Source organism: Prosthecobacter sp., assembly GCF_014879935.1.
Classification (GTDB): domain Bacteria; phylum Verrucomicrobiota; class Verrucomicrobiia; order Verrucomicrobiales; family Verrucomicrobiaceae; genus Prosthecobacter.
This window is the reverse complement of the sequence record NZ_JACSRD010000066.1, coordinates 1-13358: the sequence shown is the minus strand read 5'-3', so window position 1 is coordinate 13358 and position 13358 is coordinate 1. Positions and strand designations below refer to the sequence as shown.

Annotated in this window: 12 protein-coding genes; 7 read left to right on the top strand and 5 right to left on the bottom strand. The window is 61.6% G+C overall.

All coding sequences use genetic code 11. From position 1 onward, the window contains the following. Positions 1-37: 37 nt before the first annotated feature. Genes IAE77_RS02605 through IAE77_RS02590 form a run of 4 tightly spaced genes read left to right on the top strand, consistent with a single transcriptional unit; the run spans position 38 to position 2941 of the window. On the top strand, positions 38-736 hold the full coding sequence (locus tag IAE77_RS02605; protein ID WP_294221377.1) for a pseudouridine synthase: 699 nt from the start codon (positions 38-40) through the stop codon (positions 734-736). 29 nt (positions 737-765) lie between these two features. Then, a complete protein-coding gene (locus tag IAE77_RS02600; RefSeq protein ID WP_294221375.1) occupies positions 766-1023 on the top strand; it encodes a hypothetical protein in 258 nt (85 codons plus the stop codon). 3 nt (positions 1024-1026) lie between these two features. After that, positions 1027-1428: an HNH endonuclease signature motif containing protein gene (locus tag IAE77_RS02595; protein WP_294221372.1), complete on the top strand. Its 402-nt coding sequence runs from the start codon at positions 1027-1029 to the stop codon at positions 1426-1428. A 55-nt stretch (positions 1429-1483) separates the two neighbouring features. Then, positions 1484-2941 (top strand): sulfatase, encoded by a 1458-nt coding sequence (locus IAE77_RS02590; RefSeq protein WP_294221370.1) that lies wholly within the window; start codon positions 1484-1486, stop codon positions 2939-2941. Between the two features lie 42 nt (positions 2942-2983). Here the strand turns inward: IAE77_RS02590 and IAE77_RS02585 are convergent, their stop codons facing one another. Further along, a complete protein-coding gene (locus IAE77_RS02585) occupies positions 2984-3487 on the bottom strand; it encodes a hypothetical protein (protein WP_294221368.1) in 504 nt (167 codons plus the stop codon). Positions 3488-3621: 134 nt separating this feature from the next. Between IAE77_RS02585 and IAE77_RS02580 the strand changes: the two genes are divergently transcribed. Continuing rightward, entirely contained in the window at positions 3622-4314 is a 693-nt protein-coding gene (locus tag IAE77_RS02580) for a YceH family protein (protein ID WP_294221367.1), read from the top strand. A 16-nt stretch (positions 4315-4330) separates the two neighbouring features. Here the strand turns inward: IAE77_RS02580 and IAE77_RS02575 are convergent, their stop codons facing one another. From IAE77_RS02575 to IAE77_RS02565, 3 genes are all read right to left on the bottom strand, one after another. Then, positions 4331-5893: a PDZ domain-containing protein gene (locus IAE77_RS02575; protein WP_294221365.1), complete on the bottom strand. Its 1563-nt coding sequence runs from the start codon at positions 5891-5893 to the stop codon at positions 4331-4333. A 41-nt stretch (positions 5894-5934) separates the two neighbouring features. Continuing rightward, positions 5935-7434, bottom strand: coding sequence for a S1C family serine protease (locus IAE77_RS02570; RefSeq protein ID WP_294221363.1), 1500 nt, complete (start codon positions 7432-7434; stop codon positions 5935-5937). 108 nt (positions 7435-7542) lie between these two features. Continuing rightward, a complete protein-coding gene (locus IAE77_RS02565) occupies positions 7543-9216 on the bottom strand; it encodes a sialate O-acetylesterase (RefSeq protein ID WP_294221359.1) in 1674 nt (557 codons plus the stop codon). 98 nt (positions 9217-9314) lie between these two features. Here IAE77_RS02565 and IAE77_RS02560 point away from each other — a divergent pair, with 98 nt between their 5' ends. Both IAE77_RS02560 and IAE77_RS02555 read left to right on the top strand, forming a co-directional pair. Continuing rightward, on the top strand, positions 9315-10886 hold the full coding sequence (locus tag IAE77_RS02560) for a sialate O-acetylesterase (protein WP_294221356.1): 1572 nt from the start codon (positions 9315-9317) through the stop codon (positions 10884-10886). Between the two features lie 47 nt (positions 10887-10933). Beyond that, positions 10934-12508, top strand: a complete 1575-nt coding sequence (locus IAE77_RS02555) for a peptide ABC transporter substrate-binding protein (RefSeq protein WP_294221352.1) — start codon at positions 10934-10936, stop codon at positions 12506-12508. Positions 12509-12567: 59 nt separating this feature from the next. Here IAE77_RS02555 and IAE77_RS02550 read toward each other — a convergent pair whose 3' ends face one another. Beyond that, a complete protein-coding gene (locus tag IAE77_RS02550) occupies positions 12568-13218 on the bottom strand; it encodes a Uma2 family endonuclease (protein WP_294221350.1) in 651 nt (216 codons plus the stop codon). Positions 13219-13358: the final 140 nt, after the last annotated feature.

Here is a 13358-nt window from a genome sequence, read left to right as displayed (position 1 = left end):
GCGAGCATGCAGCATCCGCGCTGCTTTGCCAATTCTCATGCGCCGCCTCGACCAACTGCTTTCCTCACTCGGCTACTGCTCGCGCCGCGAGGCGATGGCGCTGGTGAAGGCAGGGCGTGTGAGGCTGGACGGCGTTGGAGTGAGCAAGGCGGATCAAAAGGTCGATCCGCATGCGATCACCGTCGATGGCGAGCCGCTGGAAGCGCCGGATGGGCTGCTGGCGATGCTGCACAAGCCGGTGGGCTATGTCTGCACCCATGGCGATGGCGAAGGACCGACGATCTATGAGCTGCTGCCGGATCAATGGCTGCGCCGTAACCCGGCAGTGACGAGCGTGGGCCGGCTGGACAAGGACACGAGCGGATTACTGCTCGTGACCGACATCGGCAGCCTGGTGCATCGTTTCACATCTCCCAAAGCCGAGGTGGAGAAGGTTTATCTGGCGGAAGTGGACCGTGGTCTCGATCCACGACTCATCGAACTCTTCGCACGGGGCGATCTGATGCTGCGCAGCGAGGAAAAGCCGTGCCTGCCGGCAAAGCTGGAGATCGTTTCAGCGACCACAGCGCGTCTGACGATCACCGAAGGACGCTACCATCAGGTTCGCCGCATGTTTGCCAGCCAGGGCTGGCATGTGGAGAAGCTGCACCGCGAACGCTTCGGCGCATACGACCTCAGTGATCTGGCCGAGGGCGAATGGCGGATGATTGACGTGGAATGCCCGCAGTTGCGGTGAGTCCGGGGTTGTGGCAGCATCCGCATGTCATGAACTCCTTTTCCAGCCTCGAAAAGATGCTCGACCCGGATCGCCCCTGCTTCACGCGCGAAACTGCGGCTAACATTCTCCAGATTGAGGCCGGTCCAGCCAAAAACACCCGAATGGAGGAGCTAGCGGCCAAAGCAAATGAGGGCCGCCTCACCCGCGAGGAGGAAGCGGAGCATCGGAGCCACATTTATGCGGGGAAGATGATGTCGATCCTGAAGCTCCAGGCACGGTTGTTCCTGAAAAGACAGTCCGCATGAAGCATGGATACCGGGACGCGCATCGAAGTCAGCCATCGTGCGAGTCATCGCTGTGAGTATTGTCGTCCGCGCCAGTGTGATGAGGGCGACAATCCCTTCCACGTCGAACACATCATCGCGCGGCAGCACGGCGGAACGGATAGCATGGAGAATCTGGCGCTGGCCTGTTCGTGGTGCAATGCGGTCAAAGGGCCGAATCTCACCAGCCTAGACCCTGACACAGGTGCGTTGACACGGCTGTTTCATCCTCGCCAGGACAGGTGGCATGAGCATTTCAAACGAGACGGCTTCTATATCGTTGGAACCACTGAAGTCGGGCGCACAACGGCCTGGCTCCTGCGTTTCAATGACGCGGACAATCTGGAACAGCGGCGTCTTCTGTTGGAACTCGGAGAGCTTGACTGAGACAGCGGATGATTTCGTTGGAACAAGCGTCGCCGTGAACGCGTTCACGGCAGCCATGAAACCGCTGCTGCTTTCGTTGGCGCTCGTCCTCTCTCCTGCCGCGCTCGCGGAACGTCCGAACATCGTGCTCGTGCTCGCGGATGATCTTGGCTACGGCGATCTGGCCTGTTTTGGGTCCAAGGACGTGCAGACGCCGAACCTGGACAGGTTCGCCAGCGAGGGGCTGCGCTTCACGTCATGCTATGCAGGTCATGGAAACTGTTCGCCTTCGCGCACGGCGTTGATGACGGGACGCACGCCGACGCGCGTGGGTGTGCGGGACTGGATCCCGGAAGACTCTCCGGTGCATGTGCGGCGCAGCGAGATCACGATCGCCCGGCTGCTGCAGCAATCCGGGTATGCGACGTGTCATGTGGGCAAATGGCACATGAACGGCGAGTTCAACCAGCCCACGCAGCCGCAGCCAAGCGATCATGGCTTTGATCACTGGTTCTCCACGCAGAACAACGCGTATCCGAACCATCACAACCCGGACAATTTTGCGCGGAACGGCACGGCGGCGGGCAAACTGGAGGGCTATGCGGCGCATCTGGTGGCAGACGAGGCGCTGCACTGGCTGGACGGGCGCGACAAGGCGAGGCCGTTCTTCCTTTATGTGTGCTTCCATGAGCCGCACGAACCGATCGCCTCCGATGCGAAGTACACGGCGCTCTATCCACATGAAGACCCGGCCTACAGCGCCCATCACGGCAACATCACGCAGATGGACGACGCCTTTGGCCGCGTGATGCGCAAACTGGACGAGCTGAACCTGCGTGAGAACACGCTGGTGCTCTTCACCAGCGACAACGGGCCGGCGATCACCTCCCAGCATCCCTACGGCTCGTCCGGGCCGCTGCGTGACAAGAAGGGCTCGCTGTGGGAGGGCGGCATCCGTGTGCCGGGCATCGTGCGCTGGCCCGGAAAGACCGCGCCAGGCAGCGTGAGCGATGAACCGGTCTGCGGCGTGGATTTTCTGCCGACAATGTGCGCCGTGGCCGGCCTGCAGCAGCCGAACGACCGCGTGATCGATGGTGCAAACTGGCTGCCCGTGCTGCAAGGCGGCAAGGTGGAGCGCAAGACGCCGCTTTATTGGCACTTCAACCGTGCTGCCGGCGAACCGAAGGTCGCGATGCGCATCGGTGACTGGAAGATCCTGGCGACTTTGGACAAAGTGCCGCCTGCACGCGGAAACGACATCACGGAGCAGACGGAACGCGATTTCAAAGAGGCCGCGTTGAAGGATTTCATGCTCTTCAATCTGAAAGATGACATTGCAGAGACCAAAGATCTCGCAGGGAGCCAGGCGGCAAGGCTGGCGGAGATGAAGGCGCTGCTGGAGGCCAAGTATGCTGAAGTCGTGGCCGAGTCACCGATGTGGCCGGCGTGGAAGTTCACCGGCGCGGAGGGGAAGAGGATCGAGTGGCCGGACTACGTGAAGAAAAAGAAAGCGGCGCCCGGGAAGAAACCCTGAGCGCCGCATCGGAGAAGGGCAGGTGAGCCACCGGGAGTCCGGTCAATCGCGATGACGATCGTGTCCGCCTCTGGAGTGGCTCCAGCTTCGGCCGGAGGAGCCGAGGGAGGCCGAGGTGCGGGCGGACAGGCCGGAGCGGAAGCCCGGCGTGCTGACGGAGGTGGTGGTCCGATTGTTCAGCCACGACGATGACGGGCGGCTGTAGTTCGAGGAGGAACGGCCGGAGCTGCGGTGCCAGGACCCGGAGCCGCTGTTGTGATTCCAATGGCTGCTGCCGTGGTGGGAGCTGCCGCGATTCCAGTTCCACGAACTCGAGGGCGAATGATGGGAGTGGTGTGACGGATATCGCGAACTCTGGATCACGACGGGCCGGGAATAGCTGCGATAATACGGCGAATAACCGCTGTAGTAAGGCGAGTAGCCGCTGCTGTAATAGGAGCGGCCGTAGCCGCCGTAGGCGTAGCCCGAAGGGGCATACACATCACACGAACTGAAGCTGCACACCGCCACGGCGGCACCCAGCAGGGAAAAGATTTTCGTTTTCATGGTTTCGTTTCGACGAAGGGGTCGGGGGTTGATTCACTGAAGTTTTCAATTTTCTCGGTCAAAACCGGCGGAGACGGAGGTTGAAGGCCGCACCCAGCCGTCGATGATGGATACGCCGTCTTTCACTCCGCCGTATGCCTGACGAATCCATCAGTCCCGCCATCCTTTTCACCCTGAAACCCGAGGAGGCCCGCGTGCTGGGCTGCCTGATCGAAAAAGAGATCACGCTGCCGGATTACTACCCCATGACGCTGAACGCGCTGGTCACGGCCTGCAATCAGACGACGAACCGTGATCCCATCGTCCGCTATGACGAACGCACGGTGCAGCGGGCGCTGGAGTCGATGCAGGCCCATGGCTATGCGTTTGAAGTGAACATCGTCGGCGGGCGGGCGCTGAAGTATCGCCATAACATGAAGGGCAGGGTGCCAGGCCTGGAGCGTCCGCACATGGCCCTGATCTGCATGCTGCTGCTGCGCGGTCCGCAGACCGCGGGAGAACTGCGCCAGCGCACCGAACGCCTGCACGCCTTTCCAGACATGCCGAGCGTGGAGAACACGCTGGCCGAACTGATCGGCTACAAGGAAGGACCGCTGGTCCAATGCATTCCGGCAGGGCCGGGACAACGGGTGGCGCAATTCATGCACCTGTTTTCCGGCGAAGTGGCCGGCACTCCGGTCTCCGAGGTGATCACCAGCCCGGTTTCAGCCCCAGCAGCCATCGAAAGGGTGGCGGATGACGAGTGGCGGCGGAAGATCGAGGCTGAGATCGCCCTGCTCCAGGCCCAGGTCTCCCGACTTCAGGCGCTGGTGGGCGTGGCGAAGTGAGAACGGCTCCTCGTGGTTACTCCAGCCGCTTCAAACTGCCGATGCGGTAAGCGCCATTGAGCAGGCGCATGTTGTCGCGTTCCGCGTTGAAGGCGTCGAGGTAGAGCACGTGGGGAAACTCGTCGAGTTCGATGACATGCAGCGAGTCCTTCGCGTTTTTGAAGGCGTCCGCGAGGTCATCGAGGCTGTTGATGGCCTTGCCGTTCACCTTGTTCACCACCTGACCGCCGAGCCGGTCGTATCCCTGGGCGCTCGGCGTGGGCAGCACGAGGCTGAGGAAGACGAGCTTCTTGCGGCCTTCCTCCTCATACTTGTCGGGATGCGAGGCGATGCGTGCGAGGCGGAGGATCGCCCCGCCGCGCTGCTCCTCGCCAAACGAGTCGATGTAGGGCCGTGACAGTTCCTGGAACAGCAGGCCGCCCATCAGCACGTAACGCGGCCCTCTGTCGAACAGGTAAGGCAGCACCAGGTGGTCGCCGGGCTGCTTGCGGGCCAGTTCGCTGGTGAGCACGACTTCCTTGCCCTCACGCAGCACTTTGATCTCCACCTTGTCACCGACATAAGCACGGCCGCGGACGAGGTGGCTGGAGCTGAGCGGTCCGTATTGCGGGTCCTTGTAATCGCCACGGGAGTCGATGCTGAAGCCGTTCACGGAGAGCAGGATGTCGCCCTTCTTCATGCCCGCCTTCTCAGCGGAGGCGCCTTTCATGACGGAACTGACGAGGACACCCGGTGCGTTTGGTTTGAGGCCGAGAAACTCGCGGAACTGCTCGTCCTGCGTGGTCTGCATCTCCATGCCGAGGTTCGGAAAGCCCTCGTAGCTGCCGTCAGCGACGTCTTTGAGGAAGTGCTCGATGATCGGTGCGGGCAGGATGGTGGTGACCTGGTTCTTCGAGTCGTAGCTGAGCAGCAGGCCGGCGAGTTTCGTGCCCTTCACCACGGGCAGCGTGAAGCTGTTCGCCTCGCTGCGGACGATGTTGTTCGCCTCATACACGAGGAAGCCGGAGCCTTCGACGATGTAGCGACGCGTGAGCACCTTGCTGATGGTCAGCGGGCTCTTGATCAGCTCACCCACGCGGCCCGTCTGCAGGATGGCCACCTCGTCGCCAATGCGCGCACTGGTGTCGATGTCCATGGGCTTCAATCCGGCGAAGAAAGCCTTCTGCCGGTCAGATGGCGGAGATTCGAGCAGGGCCAGGTTCGCCTCGTAATCGACCGCCACGACCTTGGCCGTGATTTTCTGGCCCGTTTCAGGCAGTTCCAGCTCGATGTAGGTGGCATCGGCCGCCATCTGGCCGGTGACCAGCACCCGGTTCCCAGCCAGCACGACGCCAAGGCCGCGACGGCCGGAGGGCGACTCCTTCTGCCAGGGCAGATGAACGTTGTGGCGCTGCGAGGTGGCGTTCACCTTCACCACGGACCTGCTTTGCGTCACCACACCCTGGGGTGCGGCCGCTTCCGCACCTGCGGCAGGAACGGTGGCAGCGCGTTTCTTTTTTGGTGCGGCCTCAGCGGGAGTCTGCGCCTGCAGGAACGGCGTGCACAGAGCGGCAAGGAGGAAAATCGGGGAAAACTTCATGGGAATCGTCGTGGCAAAAGGTTTCAGGCCGGATCGCGCGTCTATTCGTCGCCCAGGTAGGAATCGGCGGAGATGTTGTAGGTCTGCATGATGCGCGGCTGCGCGGTCTCGGCGAATTCACGCTTCAGCACGAGCGGGCGGTTTTTTTCCAGCAGGCGGATTTCGACAAACGGCTTGTCCTTCTTCTCCAGCGCAGCCTTCACGTCCTTCAGGGATTTGATCTTCACACCATTGATCTCCTCCACGATGCTGTGCTCATAGGGCGTGAGCCAGGTGTTCACTTCATCCGGCAGCACGTTCGTGAGCACCACGGGCTCCGGGCAATCGACGTACAGCTTGTCGGTCAGGAAGTTGTCGAAGACGTAGTTCACCGTGCTGTCGCGGATCTGGTGCGCGTCCATCAGGTTGCGGTCCAGCGGCTGAAACACGAGCCCGGCATAGACGACGTAGCGCGGACGCTGGTTGTACTGAGCGCCGAGACGCACGTAGGGGTCGAATCGCTTCAGCGTGACGGTGGATTCCAGCTTCTTGCCCTCGCGCATGTAGGCCAGCTTGATCTTGTCGCCTGCGAACTTGCGTTCGACGATCTCATTCATGTCCACCAGCTCGCCCTCGAAACGGACGAGGCCGTTGTTGAGCACCGGATTGTCATCAATGCTCAAGATGACGTCGCCGATCTTCAAGACCTCCGCCACGCTGCCGGCGGGCTCCACATCCGCCACCATCACGCCCACGCCGTCGCCATTGGTGCCGAGCGCCTTGGCCTGAGCGGGGTTCTCAATGGGGAAATCACTGGCCGCGAGATCCACGTAGTGGTCGTAACGACCGTCTTCCACATCCTTCAGGAAGCGCTTGATCACCGGCATCGGGATCATGTAGCCCACATTCTGCGCCACGCGGCCGCTGAAGCCCTGGAAGGCCACGCCGACGACTTTCCCGGCCTGCATCACCGGTCCACCGGAGTTTCCGGGATTGATCGCCGCATCGACCTGGATGGCGAGGTGCGAATCGACGCTGGTGTGGCTGTAGGGCCGGAAGTCGATGCGCGAAACGACGCCGCGCGTCACGGAGATGCGATCTCCGCCGATGGGATAGCCGATCGCGATCACCTCCGTGTTGAGCTGCGGAACACCGCCAAACTCGAGCTGCTTCAGCTTTTCAAAGTGGCTGCCGTCCTCCGCCTCGATCAGCGCCAGGTCGCAATCATGCGCGATGTGCACGATCTTCGCCGGATGCGGCTCCGGATCGTTGCTGGTGCGGATCAGGATGCGTGTGGCGTTGCTGACGACGTGCGCGTTCGTCAGAAAGCGGTTTTTGCCAATCAGGAAGCCCGTCCCGCTGCCGCCGGTGGGCTGGCCGGCATTCCACGGCTCGCGATAATCGGGAAACAGCACCGAGACGTCGATGTTCACGACGCCGTCCCAGGCGCCGGAGGCCACATCGATCGCCTGGCTGACCGTGGCGGGTTCCGGCACCGGCTGCGCCATGGCTGGCGGCAGGACGGCGAGGGCGAGGAGCGGGAGAAGCAGGCGATGTTTCATCAGAAAGGCGGCGTAAACCGCAAACATACGCGGCCCGTCGCCCCAAACACAAGCGCCGCGATGAAATTATCGCGGCACTGCACCCATCGTTCGTGATTCAGCCTGGGATCACTTCTTTCCGGCCTTCGCCTTGGCTTCGGCTGCCTTCTTCCGGGCCTCCATCAGCTTCTTCAGATCCTCGGCCCGTTTCGCGTTCTGTGCCTCGACGCTGTTCGGGTTGGCGGGATCGGTGATCATGGGGAAGTCGTCGGTGCGGAAGGGTGTCACCGGCAGGCCTTCAGCGGAATAGACGTTGCAGACCGGATTGTCGGCCCAGGCGTAACGCACGGCGACGGGCTTTGGCACATTCGGGCTGCTGACCTCGATCTGGTTCGTGCCTTTCTTCGAGCCGCCGATGATGCTGGCCTTCGCCCACACCCATTTCTTGTCCTCGCCACAGATCGCAAAGCCCTGCGGTTCGTCGATATCGACGGTGCGCAGGCCGCTGGGGGCGAAATCGAAGGTCAGCAGCGCCTTGCCGCCGTCGAACTTCGCGTCCTTCAGCTCCGGGCTGCGATAAATCAGCTTCTGGCCGTAATCGTTCACCAGAGCCCAGCGGGCGAGGCGCTCGGCAACGTCGCGCTTGTTCTTCGGATGGATGTCATTCGCCTCGCCGAGGTCGGTGATGACGCACTGGCCGGTGTGCGGCAGTTTTTTCATCGTCAGCGTCTGTGCTTCACGCAATTCCGCCCAGTCGCTGTCGCCCGGCTCGGTTTGGTAAGGCTTGAAGTCGGCGAGCTGCACCCAGTAGAAGGGGAAATCGCCCTGCTGCCACTCCTTGCGCCAATGCTCGATCATGAAGGGGAAGAGATCGCGGTATTCCTTCGCACGGCTCGCATTCGACTCGCCCTGATACCAGATCGCGCCCTTGATGCCGTAGCCGATCGTCGGATGCAGCACGCCCGCATAGAGGTTGCCGGGGCGATGCTGGCCCGTCATCGGATTCTGCGGCGCACGCGGAGCTTGGGCAGTGAACAATTTGCCCGCCTTGATCGCCTCGCCGCGTGCCTTCGCCCAGTCTGCCACCTTGGTCTTGTGATCGGCCAACTGCTTCTCAAATGCCTCCTGAGTGAAGGTGGCCTCAGTTTGTTTCCACTTGGCGATGATCGAGGCAAAGCGCGGGTCGTTTTCCAGCACGTCGCGTTTCACCCAGGCCTCGCAGGCGCTGCCGCCCCACGCGTTGTCGATGAGACCGACCGGCACTCCGAGCATCTCATGCAGCACACGACCGAAATGATAGCCCACGGCGGTGAACGAGCCCACGTTCGCCGGAGTACACTCCTCCCACTGGCCTTTGAAGTCGTCCTGGATCTCCTGCGTGCCGACCTGCGGCACCGAAATGATGTGGATCAGCGGATGTTTCGCCTGGGCGATGTCCAAATCGGCGTCCCAGGTGCTGCTGACATTGAAACCCATGTTCGACTGGCCGGAGCAGACCCACACCTCGCCCACGAGGATGTTCGTCAGCTCGCGCGTGCTGCTGCCCTTGATCATCATCGTGGCCGGTTTCGCGTTCGCGGGCACGGCGTCGAGCTTCACGCTCCATTTGCCCTTTGCATCGGCCTTGGCGGTCTTCGTTTGACCCGCGAACGTCACCGTCACCTCCGTGCCTGGCGCATCCCAGCCCCAGACCGGGTTCGCCAGCTTCTGCTGCAGCACCATGTGGTCGCCAATGATGGCCGGGAGTTTCAATTCAGCGCGGGCGGTGAGCGCGAGAGCAAGGAATAGGCAGAGAGAACGCATGGTCGGGAAAAGTTGGGCCGCTTGGAACGCTTCAGGAAGGCGGTTCATTGCATCTACCCTCGGAAGATCAGTCCCCGGTCGGCGTTGGTGCCTGCCACATGAACTCGTCCACCGCGCTCCTCGCCCTGCTTTTCACCACTTCGCTGCTCCAGGCGGAGGTGAAGCTCTCCAAGGTCTTCACGCCGCACATGGTGCTCCAGCGCGACATGAACGCACCGATTTGGGGCACGGCAGCGCCGAATGAGGAAGTCGCCGTTTCCTTCGCCGGGCAGAAAAAGTCCACGAAAGCCGGCGCGGACGGCAGATGGAGCGTGAAGCTCGATCCCATGCCCGCGAGCGCTGAATCGCGCACGTTGACCATCGGCGGCATCAAGATCGACGACGTGCTCGTCGGCGACGTGTGGATCGGCTCCGGACAGTCCAACATGGACATGCCCGTGGCCAGCTACACGCAGAACGATCCCGTGCTCGATGCCGCGTCGAAGCAGTCCTACCCACTGCTGCGCCTCATGCGCAAAAACGCCGATGCGACGTGGGAGACCTCCACGCCGGAGACGAACGTCAAAATGAGCGCTCTGCTGTTCTCCTTCGGCTTTGCGCTGCAAAAGGAGATCGGCGTGCCCGTCGGCCTCATGGTCGGCGCGGTGGGTGGCACGCCCTCCGGTTTCTGGCTCAGCGAGGAGATGTATCGCGACTCCGCCGCCTGCGCCGAGGCTGTGAAGAAATTCGCGCCGACCTATGACCACGCGGCGATGCTGAAGAAGTATGAGGCTGACAAAGCGAAGTTCGATACCGATTTCGCCGCCTGGAAACCGCTCGCCGATGCCGCGAAAAAGGAAGGCAAGCCTGCGCCACGCGGCCCACGTCCGCCTCAGAAGCCCGGCAAACCGGGCGAGACGAATGGCGGCAAGATTGGCCAGCTTTTCGAGCAGTTCATCCGGCCCTACGTCGGCTACGGCATCAAAGGCGTGCTTTGGGATCAAGGTGAGAGCCGCACGAACATCGTCGGTGTCGATCAGGTCGCGCTCATGGGCGCTTTGATCGGCGGCTGGCGCAAAGCCTGGGGCCAGGGCGACTTTCCATGGCTCTACGTCGAGAAACCCAGCGGTGGCGGCTGCGCTTTCGACTACACCCAGCCCATGAACCGCCTCGCGGAAAAGTTCGCCAAGCTGCCCGCGACGATCCCGAACACTCCCGACCGCGAATACTCGCACGTCGCCTTCGAGCAGATCATGAAATATCCGAACACGCACATGGTCATCAGCAGCGACCTCGGCAACGGCATTCATCCGCCGAACAAATCCGGTTACGGCGCACGTGCCGTGCAGGTCGCGCTGGCTGTCGCCTATGCGAAAGGCAGCGAATACCTCGGCCCGCAGCTCGCCGGGCATCAAATCAACGGCGGCAAGGTCACGCTGAGCTTTAAGCACCTCGGCAAAGGTCTCGCCTTCAAAAATGGCGATAAACTGCAAGGTTTCAGCATCGCTGGTGCCGACAAAAAGTTCGTCTGGGCCGACGCCGTGATCGACGGCGACAACGTCATCGTCTCCTCCGCCACCGTCCCCCAACCCGCCGCCGTGCGCTACGCGTGGAGCAATGCCTTCCAGTGGGCGAACCTCTTCAACCTCGACGGCTTCCCCGCCCAGCCATTCCGCACGGATGACTGGTGATTGATCTTTGTGCTGCGAGCCCACGCGGGCGTGTGCTAGCGTCCTGCGTGTCTCGTTTCGCCTTCGCTGCCGCACTTCTGCTGTCTCTCGTCGCCTGCGGGAAGTCACGTCCACGTGCGGATCTGGTGTTTATCAACGGAGCTGAGCCCGAGAGCATCGATCCTGCCATCGTGACCGATCAGTTCGGCATGCGTATCGCCTCGGCCTTGTTTGAGGGCCTGTGTCGCATCGACGAGGCCGGCAAAGCCCAGCCCGGCATGGCGGAGCGTTGGGACGTGTCGCCAGATCGCAAGACCTACACCTTCCACCTGCGCCCGAACGCGATGTGGAGCGATGGTATGCCGCTCACGATGCACGATTTCGTCTATTCGTGGCATCGCGTGCTCGATCCGGACTTCGGCGCCGACTACGCCAGCCAGATGTACGTGATCAAAAACGCCCAAGCGTTTCACGAAGGTAAATTGACGGATTTCGCGCAGGTCGGCGTCACCGCGCTCGATGATCGCACGCTGCGCGTCGAGCTCGAAAATCCCACGCCCTATTTCCTCGATCTCTGCGCCTTCACCACGTTCGTGCCAGTGCCGAAACGCATTGTCGAACAACACGGCACCGCGTGGATCAAACCGGGCGTCCTCATCGGCAACGGCTCCTACGTGCTCGAAAACTGGCTGCTCGACGATCGCATCGAGCTGCGACGCAACGACCGCTACTGGGACGCGGCGAACGTGCCGCTGCGCACCATCGAAGTGCTGCCGATCTCCGAGCCGAACACGGCGATCAACTACTTCCTCACCGGCCAGGCCGATCTGATCATGGATAAGGGCATGGTGCCTACCTCGCTCACCGCCAAGCTCAAACAGCAGCCCTATTTCCACACCGGCCCGTTCCTCGGCAGCTTCTTCACGCGTTTCAACGTGCATCGCGCCCCCTTCGACCATCCAAAGATCCGCCTCGCCTTCTCGCTCGCGATTGATCGCAAACGTGTGACTGAAAAAATCACGCAACTCGGTGAGCGCGACGCTTTCAGCCTCACCCCACCCGGCGCAGGCAACGATTACCAGCCACCACCCGGCCCCGCGTTCGATCCGCAACGCGCAAAACAGCTTCTTGCCGAAGCAGGGTATCCCGGCGGCAAAGGCTTTCCGCGTGTCGAGTATCTCTACTTCCCGAAACCGGTGGAACGCAACATCGCTGTCGAGCTGCAGGCCATGTGGAAGGAGAACCTCGGCATCAGCGTCGATCTCGTGAAGCAGGAGTGGAAGATCTACCTCGCCTCGATGAAGGAGGTGAACTACCACCTTTGCCGCAGCAGTTGGGTGGGCGACTACAACGACCCCGGCACGTTTTTGGAGATGTTTCTCTCCGCCAGCGGCAACAACGCCACCGGCTGGGCGAACGCGAAATACGACGATCTCATTGCCGCTGCCGCGCGCGAACCCGATCCGAGCCAGCGCAACACGATCTTCCAGCAGGCGGAAAAGCTCCTCGTCAGCGACGACTGCGTCATCCTGCCGATCTACCACTACGTGGGCTCGCAGTTCTACCACCCTGACAAGCTCACCGGCATCCAGCCGAACATGATCGACGACCATCCGTTCCGCTGCATGCGGTGGAAAAAATAGCCTTGTTGCTGTGCAGCAAGGTCCAGAACCAGTGGCGTCGCAACAGGACTGCTTTGTCACTAAACGGCGGGCAAAAGCTCGCTCACGCGCACCTTGAGATCTGCAATCATCGTGCAGACCACCTCATCTTCGCCGCGATGAGTCGCATGCTGCGTATAGTCACCCTGCCAAGGATTGAGGAAGACATGCAGCTCGCGCGCATTCACATCGAGCACCCAGTATTCGGCAATTTCAGCCTTCGCATAGGTCTGGCGTTTTGCATTGAGGTCAAACTCAAGCGAGGTGTCTGAAACCTCGATGATGAGCATCACATCATCAGGATCAGGGTGCGAGAGCGTGTAGGCGTCCTTGCGCGGCTTCACCACCGCGATGTCCGGCTGCGGCTCGTTGTGGCGGTTGATGCGGATCGGATGCTGGCAGCGCACACGATAGTCGCGGCCCACTTTGCGACGGATCACGTCCTCGGTTTCATCAGTGAATCCAGAATGAAGAGGTCCGGGCGGCATCATAAACGCAATCTCTCCTTCGATGAGTTCCATCCGCCGCGTGTCGGCCGGATCACGGGACTCGTAGAGCCGATACAACTCCTCCACCGTCGTGCGGCGGCGCATCGACGCGGGCGGCTGTGGCAATGGAGTCAGGACGGCCATGACAAGCGGATGATACGCGACTGACCTTTGCTGCGCAAGGATGCGAAAGTCCGTCAGCATGCGGTGGAAAAGGCAGTCTTGTTGCTGTGCAACAAATGATCAGACCCACTGCCCAGCAACGGACCTAACCTCAATGCCGTTAAGCAATCCTGGTGACTTCATACTCTGTGGCTGAAGATGTGGAGGTGGGTGAGATCATG